The 16103-nt window shown below is 68.9% G+C and carries 11 protein-coding genes and 1 pseudogene; 8 read left to right on the top strand and 4 right to left on the bottom strand.

All coding sequences use genetic code 11. From position 1 onward, the window contains the following. Positions 1-4 precede the first annotated feature (4 nt). Positions 5-559 (bottom strand): type II toxin-antitoxin system PemK/MazF family toxin, encoded by a 555-nt coding sequence (locus K8O92_00835; GenBank protein ID UAK32623.1) that lies wholly within the window; start codon positions 557-559, stop codon positions 5-7. Positions 560-842: 283 nt separating this feature from the next. On the opposite strand from K8O92_00835, the gene lepA reads away from it, so the two are divergent. After that, a complete protein-coding gene (gene lepA / locus K8O92_00830) occupies positions 843-2720 on the top strand; it encodes a translation elongation factor 4 (GenBank protein UAK32622.1) in 1878 nt (625 codons plus the stop codon). A gap of 4 nt (positions 2721-2724) precedes the next feature. Here lepA and K8O92_00825 read toward each other — a convergent pair. Together K8O92_00825 and K8O92_00820 are read right to left on the bottom strand one after the other, a co-directional pair. Further along, positions 2725-3979: pseudogene (locus K8O92_00825) on the bottom strand (HAMP domain-containing histidine kinase). After that, positions 3976-4668, bottom strand: coding sequence for a response regulator transcription factor (locus K8O92_00820; protein UAK32621.1), 693 nt, complete (start codon positions 4666-4668; stop codon positions 3976-3978). Before K8O92_00820 ends, K8O92_00825 begins: the two are co-directional and overlap by 4 nt. 435 nt (positions 4669-5103) lie before the next feature. On the opposite strand from K8O92_00820, the gene K8O92_00815 reads away from it, so the two are divergent. After that, complete coding sequence (locus K8O92_00815) at positions 5104-7275, top strand: hypothetical protein (GenBank protein ID UAK32620.1); 2172 nt, start codon at positions 5104-5106, stop codon at positions 7273-7275. An 81-nt stretch (positions 7276-7356) separates the two neighbouring features. Next, positions 7357-9162, top strand: a complete 1806-nt coding sequence (locus K8O92_00810) for a 50S ribosome-binding GTPase (protein UAK32619.1) — start codon at positions 7357-7359, stop codon at positions 9160-9162. 18 nt (positions 9163-9180) lie between these two features. On the opposite strand, the gene K8O92_00805 is transcribed toward K8O92_00810, so the two are convergent. Beyond that, a complete protein-coding gene (locus K8O92_00805) occupies positions 9181-11163 on the bottom strand; it encodes a glycoside hydrolase family 15 protein (protein ID UAK32618.1) in 1983 nt (660 codons plus the stop codon). A gap of 111 nt (positions 11164-11274) precedes the next feature. Here K8O92_00805 and K8O92_00800 point away from each other — a divergent pair, with 111 nt between their 5' ends. The 5 genes from K8O92_00800 to K8O92_00780 all read left to right on the top strand — a co-directional run bounded on the left by K8O92_00800 (position 11275) and on the right by K8O92_00780 (position 15922). Continuing rightward, positions 11275-11553, top strand: coding sequence for a hypothetical protein (locus K8O92_00800; GenBank protein UAK32617.1), 279 nt, complete (start codon positions 11275-11277; stop codon positions 11551-11553). Between the two features lie 597 nt (positions 11554-12150). Then, positions 12151-13197 carry a sulfate ABC transporter substrate-binding protein gene (locus K8O92_00795; GenBank protein UAK32616.1) on the top strand — a complete coding sequence of 349 codons (1047 nt, stop codon included), beginning with the start codon at positions 12151-12153 and terminating at the stop codon, positions 13195-13197. A 129-nt stretch (positions 13198-13326) separates the two neighbouring features. Then, on the top strand, positions 13327-14127 hold the full coding sequence (gene cysT, locus K8O92_00790) for a sulfate ABC transporter permease subunit CysT (protein ID UAK35355.1): 801 nt from the start codon (positions 13327-13329) through the stop codon (positions 14125-14127). Continuing rightward, positions 14124-14930 carry a sulfate ABC transporter permease subunit CysW gene (gene cysW / locus K8O92_00785; GenBank protein ID UAK32615.1) on the top strand — a complete coding sequence of 269 codons (807 nt, stop codon included), beginning with the start codon at positions 14124-14126 and terminating at the stop codon, positions 14928-14930. The genes cysT and cysW overlap by 4 nt, the downstream gene beginning before the upstream one ends. After that, entirely contained in the window at positions 14927-15922 is a 996-nt protein-coding gene (locus K8O92_00780; GenBank protein ID UAK32614.1) for a sulfate ABC transporter ATP-binding protein, read from the top strand. Before cysW ends, K8O92_00780 begins: the two co-directional genes overlap by 4 nt. The last annotated feature ends 181 nt before the right edge of the window (positions 15923-16103 follow it).

Below are 16103 nucleotides of genomic sequence, written 5' to 3'. Positions count from 1 at the left end.
CCGTTCAGTGCCAGGCGTATTCGGCGCAGAGCCGGTGGGCGACCAGGTCGAAGGTCTTGCGCGGCAGAATCGCGCCCTCGCGGCGGATGCCGGCCTCGGGCACGTCGAGCACCCGGTCGAGTCGCACCCAGCTGGGGCGGCCGTCGTGGTCCCACGCGCCACTGCCGATGCCGATCCAGTCGCGGTCGAACGCGCGTTCCGGATTCGACGACAGCATCAGGCCCAGCAGCGTGCGACGGTCGCGGCCGACCACCAGCACGGGCCGGTCCTTGCCGTTGCTCGGGTCCTCCTCGAACGGCACCCACGTCCACACGATCTCCCCGGGATCGGCGCGGCCGTCCAATTGCGGCGAGTAGACGATCTGCCGGGCCCGCTCGGCGGTCGGGACGGGGGTGGACGCGGCGGGCCGCACCGAGACGCCGCCGCTCGCGCGCCGCTGGGCCAGCGACCCCACCAGCCGCTCGACCAGCCGGGGACCCTGCTGCTTGACGATCTTGGGACCCTGTTGTTTCGCGATGAGACCGATCTGCTTGCCGAGGGAGTTCCAACTTCGGGCCATCCCTGGAGAATAACGGCGCACCCGCCTCTTCTCACCTGCCCGGGAACCCTTGTGTCGCCGAGGACATCGCGATGCGCATGACGCATGAATCCGGACATAACCGCCACTACGAGCGCCGTTCGCGGTCTGTCTCGCGCCGGAGTGAGTGAAGTGCGTGCGCCGTAGGCGCGAGTCTCGTCCGCTCGGACACGAGACTTCGCGGGGCCGTGAACACACGGGGCCGCAGGCGCTGCAAAAACCAACACAGCAGCATGGGACGATGGACGGCAGTTTGCCGATACCCATGAGGAGTGGAGTGCCCGCCAGCTTCGCCGACACGACGTTCACCGATCCCGCCCGGATCCGGAACTTCTGCATCATCGCGCACATCGACCACGGCAAGTCGACGCTGGCCGACCGGATGCTGCAACTGACCGGTGTGGTCGAGGAGCGGCAGATGCGTGCGCAGTATCTGGACCGGATGGATATCGAGCGCGAACGCGGCATCACCATCAAGGCCCAGAACGTGCGGCTGCCCTGGACGCCTCGGACGGGGGAGCACACGGGCACCGATTTCGTGCTGCACCTCATCGACACACCCGGCCACGTGGACTTCACCTACGAGGTGTCGCGCGCCTTGGAGGCGTGTGAGGGCGCGATCCTGCTGGTCGACGCCGCGCAGGGCATCGAGGCGCAGACGCTGGCCAACCTGTACCTGGCGCTGGACAAGGATCTGACGGTCATCCCGGTGCTGAACAAGATCGACCTGCCCGCCGCGGACCCGGAGCGCTATGCCGCCGAACTGGCGCACATCGTCGGCTGTGAGCCCTCGGACGTGCTGCGCGTGTCCGGCAAGACCGGCGAGGGCGTGGCCGATCTGCTCGACCAGGTGATCGCCCAGGTGCCGCCGCCGGTGGGCGACGCCGACGCGCCCGCCCGCGCGATGATCTTCGACTCGGTCTACGACACCTACCGCGGCGTGGTCACCTATGTCCGTGTGGTGGACGGCAAGCTGACCCCGCGCGAGAAGATCAAGATGATGTCCACCGGCGCCACGCACGAGTTGCTGGAGATCGGCATCGTGTCGCCGGAGCCCAAACCGACTCGGGGCCTCGGGGTGGGCGAGGTCGGCTACCTGATCACGGGCGTGAAGGACGTGCGTCAGTCCAAGGTCGGTGACACGGTGACCGGTGCGCGCGGCGGCGCGAGCGAACCGCTCACCGGATATCGGGAGCCCCGTCCGATGGTGTACTCCGGCCTCTATCCGGTGGACGGCTCGGACTATCCGGACCTGCGCGACGCGTTGGAGAAGTTGCAGCTCAACGACGCGGCCCTGACCTACACGCCGGAGACCTCGGTGGCGCTGGGATTCGGTTTCCGCTGCGGGTTCCTCGGCCTGCTGCACATGGAGATCACGCGCGAGCGCCTCCAGCGCGAGTTCGACCTGGACCTGATCTCGACCGCGCCGAACGTGGTGTACCGGGTGGAGATGGAGGACGGCGCCGAGCATGTCGTCACCAACCCCTCGTACTGGCCGGAGGGCAAGGTTCGCAAGGTCTACGAGCCGGTCGTGAAGTGCACCATCATTTCGCCGAGCGAGTTCATCGGCTCGATCATGGAGCTGTGCCAGTCTCGTCGCGGCGAGCTCGGCGGCATGGACTACCTCTCCGAGACCCGCGTCGAGCTGCGCTACACGATGCCGATGGCGGAGATCATCTTCGACTTCTTCGACTCGTTGAAGTCGCGCACGCGCGGTTACGCGAGCCTCGACTACGAGGAGTCGGGCGAGCAGGAGTCGCAGCTGGTGAAGGTGGACATCCTGTTGCAGGGCGAGGCGGTGGACGCGTTCAGCGCGATCGTGCACCGCGACGCCGCCCAGGCCTACGGCCACAAGATGACCACCAAATTGCGCGAGCTGATCCCGCGTCAGCAGTTCGAGGTGCCGATCCAGGCCGCGATCGGGTCGAAGATCATCGCCAGGGAGAACATCCGCGCCATCCGCAAGGACGTGCTGGCCAAGTGCTACGGCGGTGACATCAGCCGTAAGCGCAAGCTGCTGGAGAAGCAGAAGGAGGGCAAGAAGCGGATGAAAACGATCGGCCGGGTCGAAGTCCCGCAGGAGGCCTTTGTCGCCGCGCTGTCCTCCGACGCCGCTTCGGACAAGCCGAAGGACAAGAAGTAGCCGGTTAGCCCGCCACGCGCAGCCGTACGCGCAGGCGGGCTCCGCCCAGTGGGCTCGCGTCGAGTTCGGCCGTGCCGGAATGTAATTCGGCTTGCTGGCGGACCAGGGCCAAGCCGAGTCCGGAGCCGGGGGAGCCGGGTCCTTTGACGAAGCGGGCGAAGGCGCCCGCGCAGGGCCTCGGGGATGCCGCGGCCGTCGTCGTCGACGCGGATCTCCACGGTGTCCGCCGGGCCCGCTGCGGCGCTGACGGTGACGTTTGTTGCCTGTCCGTGCTGCACGGCGTTGGCGACGGCATTCGTGACGATGAGCATGACGCCGCCGGGCAGCCCGGTCACGGTGACCGGCGCGCATTCGGCCAGTGCCACCCGGACTCCGGGGTGCCTGCGCTGCGCGTCCTGCACCGCCCGGTCGAGGGTGTCGCAGAGGTCGAACGGCTCGAAGACCTCGGGTCCGGTGAGTTCGCCGACCGCCAGGCGTTCCAGGTCGGTCAGCGTGTTCTCGATCTGCTGCTCGGCGAAGAGCACCTCGGACAGGATCGCGCCGCGCTGCTGTTCCGAAATCTCCTTTGTGGCCAGGACTTGGAGATCGGTGCGCAGGGCCGTGAGCGGCGTGCGCAACTCGTGCGCGCAGACCGCGGCGAAGTCGCGTGCGCCGGTCAGCGCTCGATTGGTGGCGCGGTGGGCGGCTTCCAGCCGGGCGAGCATGCGGGTGATCGCGTCGGAGAGCTCTTCGGCTTCCCGCGCGCCGCGGCCGGACAGCGGCGGCAGTTTCTCCAGCGTGTCGATGCGGTGGGTGGCATCGGCCAGCCTGCGCAGCGGGCGGGCGGCGAATCCGGCCAGGAACCAGCCGAGCAGCGCGGCCAGCAACGCGCCCGCCGCTCCGATGCCGAGCCCGATGCGCTGGCTGCGTCCGATGGCCGCCTCCACGCTGTCGCGGTCGGGATCGAGCGCGACCAGCACGCCGGGCAGCCCGTCGACGCGGGCGAGCGCGGCGTCGGCGGGCAGGCCCGGCCCGCGCGCGTCCGCGGGCGCCTGCTCCGTAGACAGCGTCGACGCGGACGGCGGGACCGGTTGCCCGGGAGCGGCTTCCAGCGGCCGCGCGACCCGGACCGCCATCGAGGAGACGGTCTGGTCCAGCTGACGTTCACCGGTGGCGCCGAGCAGGGCGGCGAAGGTGACCGTCAAGGTGAGCGCGACCAACGCCGCGACCACTCCCGACACGACGGCCACCCGGGTGCGCAGCGACGGCGACCTGCTCATGGTTCCTCCCGCAGGACGAAGCCGACGCCGCGTACGGTGTGGATCACCCGGGGCACGCCGTCCGCCTCCAGCTTGCGACGCAGATAGGAGACGAACACGTCGACGACGTTGGTGTCGGTGGGAAAGTCGTATCCCCACACGGCGGACAGGATCTGCTCGCGGCCGAGCACGATGCCGGTGTGCTCGGCGAGCAGGGCGAGCACCTCGAATTCTCGCTTCGTGAGGTCCACCGGCCTGCCCGCGGCCAGCACCCGATGCCCGGCGGGTTCGATCCGCACCTGCCCGACCGTGCGGACCTCGTCCGGCCGTCGCACCGGTTTCTGCCTGCGGCGCAGCAGCGCGTGCAACCGGGCGACCAGCTCGCCGAGATCGAACGGCTTGGTCAGGTAGTCGTCGGCCCCGCGCTCCAGGCAGGCGATCCGGTCGCTGACCGCGGTGCGCGCGCTGAGCACACAGATCGGGATGTCGTTGCCCATCGCGCGCAGGGCGGTGACCACGCCGACGCCGTCGAGTTCGGGCATGTTGACGTCGAGCACCATCGCGTCGGGCGACGTGGCGCGGACCATGCTCAGCGCCGCCGCGCCGTCGGCCGCGGTGACGACCTCGAAATCGGAGAGCTCCAGTCCCCGCCGCAGCGACGCGAGGACGCGAACCTCGTCGTCCACGACCAAGATTCGTTGTCCGGCCATGAGGTCAATCTAATTGCCCGCTGCGCACGCGGACCGCTTGCCGCTGCGGGAACACGCAGCTGACCAGCGGCACTCCGATGGCCCGAACGGGCGGTTCGCCGAATTCGACGATAGAAGGCAAACCTTCAGCACTCACCGGCAACTCTCAGAGTTCTATCAGTTTTTCACCGGCGCGCCCCTGCCGCGGGTCACGACGTTCCCGATCCGGCCTGGTAGCGGGGCCTGTTCGAGCCTGTCTTCCGGTCCGGAAGGCCACCGTAAATAGGGCTTCCGATCCGGTAATTCGGATGGCAGGGTGGTGTTGCTCACCACAGTCGTAGTCTCTACAGTCCTGGAGAATGTGACAGGCGAGTATTCCCGAAATACTGTTGGGTGATCTTCACTTGGTCGCCACCGGCGTGGTGAGGATGCTGGAGAACCGAGAGTGGAGCTTTTATGACGCGTGATCTGCCCTTCGACGACGACACCGATGGGGCCGAACGCGCGGGCGATACCGCCTATCGTGTGGCCAACGGCGTCGCGCGGGTCGCGCGGGCGGGCGCCTATGTCACCGGCGGCGCCCTGGTGGCCGCCAACGGCGGCGGCGTCCCCGCACAGCCCGGCGAATCCCGCCTCGACAGCTGGAACACCGGCTGGGCGCACAGCACCGATCCCGATCCCGATCAGCCGAGCCCGGTCATCACCTTCCCCGACCCGGTCGTGGAACCGGCGCCGTTCTCTTCCCACGGCTCGAATGTCCCGGTCGCCCACGGCAACCCGGCACCGACTACCCCGACCTACGAGTTCACCCTGCCGGGTGCCGGCGCAGGCCCCGCTGGATCGCTGCCCACACTGGGTGGTGACTACAGCGGTACCGACGCGGGATTCTCGCTGCCTACCTCCTCCGGCGATGCGGGCGGACAAGCGATGCAACTGCCCGGACACTCCGGAGACGGTGTCCCGGGGCTGGGCGGCATCCCCGGCGCGGACGGGAACGGACTGACCATTCCGGGGACCGATGGCAACGTATCCAGCGGTCTCCCTCTGCCCGGCGGCCGGTCCGAGCTCGCGGACGACCTCGACGCGCCAGGTGGGCACGGATTCGGCCTGCCCGGCCACGGACTAGGCCAAGCCGGGCACGGCTTCGGCCTGCCCGGTGCGAACGGCTTCGTCGCGCCCGGATCCACCGTCTTCGACCTGCCCGGCACCAATGGACTCGGCGCGGCACCGACGACGGGCGACCCGTTCGACGGTGTCGGTCAAGACGGCGATCTCGGAGTGTTCGTCGGCACGCAGTGGTCGGTCGACTTCGGGCTCGGCCCGAACGGGATCTACTTCACCTCCGAGATGAAGATCGACGTCGCGGTCGGGCACGTCGGCGACCAGCTCGACGAGTACACCGACTGGCTGGCCGACGGCATCCGCGTGCCCGACGGCACCGATCGCGCCGTCGGCGACTCGCATGCGCCGGGGAACGGCAATCCCGGTCTGCTCGGCGGTCTCACGACGCCGGGCACGTCCGCCACTCAGTCGTCGGCGGTCTCCGGCGCCGCCCCGTCCTCGTCGGCGGTCGCGCAGCCGCTTGCCGCCTCGGCGCCTGCCGGTCCCGCGCCCGCCGCCCCGGCTTCCACGGTCGCGCCTGCCGCGTCGGTGGCTCCCGCCGCCCCGCTGCCCGCGCCCGCACCTGCCGCGGTCGCCGCCGCCCCGGTCGTCGCGGCCACGCCGCTGCAGACCACGATTCAGCCCGATGCCGCCTCGACCCCGATCGCGAATGTGCTCGCCGCGCCGGAAGGGCCGTCCGTGCTGACCGCTCCGGCGGCCGCCGTCCCCGCGCTGTTCGACGCGGTCCGCCCGGCGCCCGTGGTGAAGCCCGCCCCGGCGACCGAGCCGCAGCAGCCCCATCCGGCCCAGCCGCCCGCGACGACGGTGACGCTCCCGACGACGATCGTCAAGACCACGCCGACGCCGAGTGTTCCGGGTGAGGTGACCACGCCGTCCGTGCCGAAGACCCCGGATCTCGACGGAACGAAGATCCCGGGCGCCACCACGATGCCGCACGGCGGCGTCACCACCGCGCCGGACGTGCCGACCACCAAGACGCCCGGCGCGACGGTCACTCAGACGCAGGCGCCCCCGCATGCCCCGACCACGCCGGACGACGACGTGACGACACCGGGCGGCAACACGGGCTACCCCAGCACCGGCACCTACCCGACCAATGACCTGCCGACCGACGAGTTCCCCACCGGCGACGTGCCGACCGTGAGCCGGCCGTCGCAGCCGACGTACTCCGCGCCGGACCAGCCGACCTACAGCGCCCCCGCGCATGTGCCCACCGTCGAGCCGCACACTCCGGTCGCCCCGACCCAGATCGCCCCCGTGCCCACCCAGGCGCCGATCAAGCCGCAGGTGATCGACCCGAAGCCGCAGGGGATTTCGGCGCCGCTCGCGGCCGATCACTCCGCCGACTCGGGTCTTGCTCCGGTCATGGTCTCCGAGCACACCTACGACCATTCGGCACTGGCGTTGTCTTCCGGCGGCAGCCTGTCGGGAGCGTTGCTGCCGGAGTATTCCATAGCGGATACGCATCACCAGCTGTCCGGTGTGTCGGACGTCTCGCTGATGTAGTCGGGGCGCAGGCGTTTTCGAGGACTGCGGAGCATCCGCAGGGGGTACCAGAACGAGAGTCACCGAGAGTAAGGAGGAGGGTTGGCTGCCGCTGCCGGGCTGAAGGCTGCGACGGTGAAACATCCGGACGCGATGGCCCCGCTCATCCGAATCCTCGACGAGCTGCGGGAGACGGCCCGATCCGCGGGACGCGACGACCTCGGCAGCCGACTGAGCATGGTCCGCGCCAGGGTGAGCGATCCCCGGGTACGGCTCGTGGTCGTCGGCCATCCGAAGAACGGCATGAGCACGCTGGTCAACAGCCTGGTCGGTGCCTCGGTCAGTGCGACGAACAGCGATCTGAGCGTCCCGGTGATCGTCGAGTACGGCCCGGAGCCGACGGCGACGCTGGTGCGGCAGACCGAGTACGGTCGCACCGAACGTCAGTCGGTGGACCCGCTCGATCCCGGCCCGGCGCTGGCCGCCCAGGGTGTCGTGCGCGCCGAGTTCACCCAGCCGAGCCCCTTGCTCGCCGACGGTGTCGTGGTCATGGACGCACCGGGTGCGCTGGGCGACAACCGCACCACCTGGTCGATGATCGCGGCGGCCGACGCCGTGCTCTACGTCGGCGACGCCGGCGCCGAGCTGACCATGGAACAGATCGCCGAATTGCAGCGCATCCAGCAGATCTGCCCGACGGTGGTCTGCGTGCTGAACAAGATCGACGTCTTCTCGCACTGGTCGCACATCCAGCAGCGCAACCGGGAACTGCTCGACTCGGCGGGGCTCGGTTTCGCCGTGGCGCCGGTGTCGGCCGAGCTGCACCGGCAAGCCGGGATGACCGGTGACTACCAGCGCGACATCGAATCCGGCGTGCCGCAGCTGATCGATCACCTGCGCGACTACGTGGTGGCTCGCGCCGACGCGGTGGCGCTGGAGGCCGCCGTCCAGGACATCCGCCTGGTCTGTGACCATCTCGCGCTGACGCTACGCACCGAGGCCGAGGCGCTGCGCGATCCGCGGCGGCGCGCCGAGATCACCGACCAGCTCGTGCGGGCCCGCGACGAGGCCGACCAATTGCGCCAGCGCACCGCGAACTGGCAGGTCACCTTGGTCGACGGCGCGACGGAGTTGATGGCCGACATCGAGCACGATCTGCGCCATCGGTTGCGCAGCCTGATCCGCGACGCCGAGGCCGAGATCGCGCAGACCGATCCGGCACGCCGGTGGAAGGAGTTCGGCGCCGATCTGGACGCGCGCATCTGCGAGGCGGTCGAGGAGAACTTCGCCGTGGCGCACTACCGCTCGATGGAGTTGTGCGAACAGGTGGCCGCGAAGTTCCCGGCCGACAACCGGGCCGCTCCGCTACCGGACCTGCGCTTGGCCAACCCTGGTGAGGTGCTCGAAGCGGTGCAACCGCTGGAGCCGCTGGAGAGCGCGAAAGCCGGCGTGACCCAGCAGTTCCTGACCGGTCTGCGCGGCTCCTACGGCGGCATCCTGATGGTGGGTCTGGCCACCAGTCTGCTGGGCATGTCGCTGGTCAACTGGTACTCGGCGGGCGCGGGCGTGCTGCTGGGCGTCAACGCGCTCTGGGACGACCGCAAGAATCGCAAACTGCGCCGCCGGGCCGAGGCCAAGGTGGCGGTCGCCCGCCTGATGGACGACGTGATCTTCCAGGTCGGCAAGGAGTCGCGCAACCGTCTGCGCGCCATGCAGCGGGTCCTGCGCGACCACTTCACCGACATCGCGACCGAGGTCTCCCGCGGCGCGGACGACGCACTGCGGTTGGCCGAGGAGAACTACGGGAAGTACGGCGATCGCAGGCCGGAGCGGATCGCCGACCTCGAGGCGCGGCTGGGCAGATTGCGGGTGCTGCGCGAGGAGGCCGACGGACTGGCTCCCGCCTGAAACGTTGCCGCGGCCGGGTCAGACCGGATGGCCCTGTGGCGTGTGCGCGGGCTGGAACCGGCCCGCGTGCCCGGAACCCTCGGCGCGGATCACGTGGGTCACGGCGTTGATCAGCGCCAGGTGGGTGAACGCTTGGGGGAAATTGCCGAGGTGGCGGCCACTGCGCGGATCGATCTCCTCGGCGTACAGCCGCAGCGGGCTGGCGAAGCCGAGCAGTCGCTCGCACAGGTGCCGCGCCCGCTGGATCTCGCCGATCTCCACCAGCGCGGAGACCAGCCAGAACGAGCAGATCGTGAACGCGCCTTCCTCACCGCTCAAACCGTCGTCGGTGGTCTCGGTCCGATACCGCAGCACCAAGCCGTTCTCGGTGAGGCGGTCGGCGATCGCCAGCACGGTGGAGCGCACCCGGTCGTCCTCGGGCGGAAGGAAGCGGGTGAGCACCACCAGCAGCAGTGAGGCGTCCAGCGTGTCGCCACCGTAGACCTGGGTGAACACGCCTTCGGAGTTGACGCCGTTGGCCAGGACGTCGGCCTTGATCTCCTCCGCGATGGCGTACCACTCTCCGGCGTGCTCGTACTGACCGTGCAGTTCGGCGAGTTTCGCGCCGCGGTCCAGCGCCACCCAGCACATCACCTTGGACGAGGTGAAGTGCTGCGGCTCGCCGCGCACCTCCCAGATGCCCCGGTCGGGCTCCTGCCAATGCTCGATGGCGGCGTGCACCTGGCGGACCAGCAGCGGCCACAAGGTCTCCGGCACCTGCTGGCGCGACTTCACGTGCAGGTACACCGCGTCGAGCATGGTGCCCCAGATGTCGTGCTGGTCCTGGTTGTAGGCGTTGTTGCCGATGCGCACCGGCCGCGAGTGGTCGTAGCCGCCCAAATGGTCGAGGCTGAGTTCGTCGAGTTGCCGTTCGCCGCCGATGCCGTAGAGCACCTGCAGCGGAACGCGCTGGCCGTTCTCGCCGGTGGTCGCGTCGTTGAGGAAGGCGAAGAAGTCGTCGGCCTCCCGGTCCAGGCCGAGCGTGTACAGACCCCACAGCGCGAAACTGGAATCCCGCACCCAGGTGTAGCGATAGTCCCAGTTCCGTTCGCCGCGAGGCGTTTCCGGCAGGGAGGTGGTCGGCGCCGCCATCAGGGCGCCGGTCGGCGCGTAGGTGAGTCCCTTGAGGGTGAGCGCGCTGCGCTGCAGGTAATTGCGCCACGGGTGGTCGGGGAACTTGCCGAGCGTGATCCACTGGCGCCAGCATTCGGTGGTCTGCCACATCTTGCTCGCGGCCTCCTCGAAGGTGCGCGGCGCGGGCAGTTCCGACCAGGTGAGCGCGACGAAGACCTCGTCGCCCTCCTTCATCCTGGTGCGGGCGCGCGCCTCCCGCCCTTCGAGACCGAGGCGCAGATCCGTGGTGAGCACCAGCGTCGGGCCCGCGCTCGGATCGTCGCTGCGCACCGCGGTCGCCTCCTCGTACACCTTGCCGGTGTACTCCCAGCGGGCCGTGGCCCGGTGGTAGTCGAACGCGGGCTCGCAGCTCATCTCCAGCTCCACGGTGCCGTTCACGCATTTCACCGTGCGCAGCAGCAGGTGCTCGGCATCCCAGTCCATCGGGGTGCGCCGATGGGTCTTGCTGCGCTGATCGTTGTTGTGCCAGCTCCCGAGCACCAGCGCGTCACGCACGATGAGCCAGCCGGAGCCGGTCTGCCAGGTGGTCTCCAAGATCATTCCGCCGGGCAGGTAGCGGCGGGCGGCGGGCACGTTGACGCCGTACGGTCCGATCCGGAAGTGGCCGGCGCTGCGATCCAGGATCGCCCCGAAGACACTCGGTGAATCAGGTCGCGGCACACACATCCATTCCACCGCGCCGTTGCTGGCGATCAGGCAACTGGTCTCGCAGTCCGACAGGAAGGCGTAGTCGTCGATCGGCGGGTAGGCGCCGTTGCGGTGCGGCTCGGACAAGCTCGTCGGCAGGCCGTCGGAGTCGTTGAGGGTGAGGTCATCGGTGGACGCCATACCCCATCTTCGGGCCGATGCGCGCTCCGCGTCCACCGCTCGGTTCGCCGAGTCCGCCGCCGTGGCCGACGGTCGCGGCGGACCGGCCGGCGAACCCACTAGGCTGGAGCCGTGCATCGCATCGCAGGATGGTGGGACGGCTTCGAGCTGTGGGTCGCGGGTCTGCCGTTCATTCCGCAGTTCCTCGTGGTCCTCGTGGGCATGGTCCCGATCAGCTTCGCCATCGCCTACGGGCTCGATCGCGTGCTGCGCGCGGTACTGCGCATGCTGGATCGCCGGTATGCCGCCCACGCGGCACCGGTGCGGCCCGCCCCGGCAGGCGCGGCGGTGATGCTCGAATCCGAGCAGGTCGCCGAGGACCGCACACCCGTGCAGAGCGGGGCGCGCTGATGCCTCGTTCGCGGGTTCAGCTCGCCCTCGTCGCTCTGCTCGTGCTTCTCGTGGTCGCCTGGTTGATCACACGCTGACGGGTAACGTTCGCGGCAGTCGCCGGACGTGTGCCGCACCACGTCTCCCCATGGCGAACGACCGCGAGGTAACCAGGGCGATGCGGTCGGCGCAGTGCTCCCAGGCGCAGGTACCGACCCCCGGGAGCCGGACGCGTACGCCATCCGGAGCGGTGGTCATGGGATGAAACACCCCTCTTGCTGGCACTCTTCGATTCGAACGCGGCCGTTCGCTCTGCTACAGTTTGCCCGTGTCTTCGAGCGCCGTCCCGCAGGTCCGCCATGAATTGGCGTTGATTGCTGTCGGTGATCTCGCGGTCGCGGACGTCTACTGTCGCTGATCGGCGACCGGGCACGTCCGCGTCTCGTTTTCCCAGTGGACTGGCGCGCTTTGTGCAGATGTGCCCCACCTTCGGCCCTCACGGGCCGCTAGCCGCGCCACTGCCGGATCGCTTTCCGGCAGGTCTACTGACAACACCATTTGTCGCCGCCACCGATGTTTTACCGGACAACTGGCGGTCCGCAAGAAAGGTCCACCCCGATGGCTCGCAAATCCTGGCTTTCGCCGCGTCGACGCTACAGCGCCGTTGCCTTCGCCGCACTCGCGGCGGTCGCGCTAACCGCGTGCGGCGGCGGAGCGAGCGACACGGTCGGGGGCGGCGACTCCGACGGCAGCGGCGGCACCCTCAACCTCTACGCCTATGCCGTGCCGAAGCCCGGCTTCGACAAGGTGGTCCCCGAGTTCAACAAGACCGAGCAGGGTAAGGGCGTCCAGATCCAGCAGTCCTACGGCGCCTCCGGCGACCAGTCCCGCAAGGTGAAGGACGGCGCGGAGGCCGACGTCGTCAACTTCTCGGTCGAGCCGGACATCACCCGCCTGGTCGACGCGGGCCTGGTGGACGCGAGCTGGAACGCCGACGCCACCAAAGGGATCCCGTTCGGATCGGTGGTCGCCATCGTCGTGCGCAAGGGCAACCCGAAGGGCATCAAGGATTGGGATGACCTGCTGAAGCCGGGCATCGAGGTGGTCACCCCGAACCCCTTCAGCTCCGGTTCGGCGAAGTGGAACCTGCTCGCGCCGTACGCGGCCAAGAGCGACGGCGGCAAGAACCCGCAGGCGGGCCTGGACTACCTGAGCAAGCTGGTATCCAAGGAGCACGTGAAGGTGCAGCCCAAGTCCGGCCGCGAGGCGACCGAGACCTTCCTGCAGGGCACCGGTGACGTCCTGCTGAGCTACGAGAACGAGGCGATCTTCGCCGAGCGCAACGGCGATCCGATCGAGCACATCGTCCCGCCGGTCACGTTCAAGATCGAGAACCCGGTCGCGGTGCTGAAGAACAGCAAGAACCAGCAGAAGGCCGTCGCCTTCCGCGACTTCCTGTTCACCCCCGAGGGCCAGAAGGCCTGGGCCGAGGCGGGTTTCCGTCCGGTCGACCCGAAGGTCGCCGCCGACTACGCCAAGGACTTCCCGAAGCCGCAGCAGCTGTGGACGATCGCCGACCTCGGCGGCTGGAAGACCGTGGACAAGGATCTGTTCACCGCGAACACCGGCTCGGTCGCGGTGATCTATGACAACGCGACCAAGTGACCGGGTGACCCCCGTTACACGGGATACTGGACGACTGTGATGAAGAGCAGTAGCGCCGAGACCGCGCGGGCAGCCGGTCCCGGCGTCTCCGCCGCCGCGCGCCCGGACCGCCGTTTCACCTGGTCCTGGCTGCGCGTGACCGGCTCGGTCGGCCCGCTCGGCATCGCCACCGCGGTGTTGTGGCTGAGCATCATCGTGCTGCTGCCGCTGGCGGCGCTCACCGTGACCAGCTTCGAGGACGGGTGGTCCGGCTTCGCCGACGCCGTCACCGCGCCCGCCGCGCTGGACTCGCTGCGCATCACCGTGCTGGTCTCGGTCGTGGTGGCGCTGATCAACGTGGTGATGGGCACCTTGATCGCCTGGGTGCTGGTCCGCGACGAGTTCCCGGGCAAAAGTGTGGTCAACGCGCTGATCGACCTGCCGTTCGCGCTGCCGACCATCGTCGCCAGCATCGTGCTGCTCTCGCTGTACGGCCCGCAGAGCCCGATCGACATCCACCTCAACGCCACCCAGCCCGGCCTGGTGGTAGCGCTGGCGTTCGTCACGCTGCCATTCGTGGTGCGCTCGGTGCAGCCGGTCCTGATCGAGGCCGACCGCGAGGTCGAGCAGGCCGCCCTGTCGCTGGGTGCGAACAACTGGACGACCTTCCGCACCATCGTGTTACCCGCGCTGACGCCCGCGATCATCAGCGGTGGCGGCTTGGCCTTCGCCCGAGCGATCGGTGAGTACGGTTCGGTGGTGCTGATCGGCGGCGCGATTCCGCGCAAGACCGAGATGGCCTCCCAGTACATCCAGAAGCAGATCGAGATCGACCGGCCGGTGAACGCGGCGGCCGTGTCGGTCGCGCTGCTGGCCATCTCGTTCGCGACGCTGCTGGTCCTGCGGCTGCTCGCCGAGCGAAGTGCGCGCAAGGAACAGGCGGCCCGATGAACCTGTCTCCCTCCACCCGCATCTCGTTGCGGACCGTGGCGCTCGGCTACCTGTTCGTGCTGCTGGTCCTGCCGCTGGTCATCATCCTGTGGCGCACCTTCGAGCGGGGCGCCGGCGCGTTCGTCGACTCGATCACCACGCCCGCGGCGATCTCGGCGTTTCAGCTGTCCATCCTGATCGTGGCGATCGTCGTACCGGTGAACGTGATCTTCGGCATCGTGACGGCGCTCGCGCTGGTCCGCGGAAAATTCCCGGGCCGCAATCTGGTCCAGGGCATCGTCGATCTGCCGTTCGCGGTCTCGCCCGTGGTGGTCGGCGTCTCGCTGATCCTGCTGTGGGGCGCGGGCGGATGGTTCGGCGGCTTGGAAGAGGTGGGCTTCAAAGTCATCTTCAACCTGCCGGGCATGGTGATCGCCACCATCTTCGTCACACTGCCGTTCGTGGTGCGCGAGGTCGAGCCGGTGCTGCACGAGATCGGCGACGACCAGGAGCAGGCCGCGGCCACCCTGGGTGCGTCCAAATGGCAGACGTTCTGGCGGATCACGCTTCCCGCGATCCGGTGGGGTCTGACCTATGGCGTGGTGCTCACCGTGGCCCGCGCGCTCGGCGAGTTCGGCGCCGTGATCATGGTGTCCTCCGCGCTGCCGGGCAAGTCACAGACCCTGACGCTGCTGGTGCACGGCCGCTACATCAACGACCACAACACCTTCGGCGCCTACTCCGCCGCGACCTTGCTGATGGGCATCGCCCTCGTCACCCTTCTGCTGATGACCCTCCTCGAACGTAAGCGGGACGCAAAGTGATCACCGTGACCAACGCGAACAAGAACTACGGCACGTTCGCGGCCCTCGACGACGTCACCATCGACATCCCCTCCGGCGAGCTCACCGCGCTGCTCGGGCCTTCGGGCTCGGGCAAGTCGACGCTGCTGCGCTCGATCGCCGGACTGGAATCGCTGGACTCCGGTGTGGTCACCATCGCCGGACGCGATGTCACCCGGGTGCCGCCGCAGAAGCGCGACATCGGCTTCGTGTTCCAGCACTACGCGGCGTTCAAGCACATGACCGTGCGCGACAACGTGGCCTTCGGCTTGAAGATCCGCAAGCGGCCCAAGAGCGAGATCAGCAAGCGCGTCGACGAATTGCTCGGCATCGTGGGACTGGACGGTTTCCAGCACCGCTATCCGGCGCAGTTGTCGGGTGGCCAGCGCCAGCGCATGGCGCTGGCCCGCGCGCTCGCCGTCGATCCGCAGGTGCTGTTGCTGGACGAGCCGTTCGGGGCGTTGGACGCCAAGGTTCGTGCCGACCTGCGCACCTGGCTGCGCCGGCTGCACGAGGAGGTCCATGTGACCACCGTGCTGGTCACCCACGACCAAGAGGAGGCTCTCGACGTCGCCGACCGGATCGCTGTGATGAACAAGGGGCGCATCGAGCAGATCGGCACACCGGAGGACGTGTACGACCGTCCCGCCAACGACTTCGTCATGTCGTTCCTCGGCGCGGTGGCCCGGCTCAACGGACATCTGGTCAGGCCGCACGACATTCGCGTCGGCCGCGATCCCAGCATGGCGCTCGCCGAGCACGAGGGCACCGCGGACTCCGCTGGTGTCACCAGGGCGACGGTCGAGCGCGTCGTCCATCTCGGTTTCGAGGTGCGTGTGGAATTGCGCAACGCCGCGACCGGTGACCTGTTCTCCGCGCAGGTCACTCGTGGCGACGCGGAAGCGCTGCGGCTTTCCGACGGTGAGACGGTCTACGTTCGCGCCACCCGGATCCCGGAACTGCCCACGCACTAGCCGGTCGAGGAACTCGGCAGTATCCCGGGCGGCGCGGGGAAATGTGGCGCTGACAAGTTGCTGAACTTCGGACATTTCGCTGGTGGCCCTCGCTCGGCGGATGCGTAGGCGGGTGCAGAGCGAGACGGCGAAAGGCCGTCTCGGGCGGCGGGGTGCGATGGCGTTCATGCCGTGCCGGTGC

The sequence above is a fragment of the Nocardia asteroides genome (assembly GCA_019930625.1).
GTDB lineage: Bacteria > Actinomycetota > Actinomycetes > Mycobacteriales > Mycobacteriaceae > Nocardia > Nocardia sputi.
This window is presented reverse-complemented; position numbering and strand designations above follow the sequence as displayed.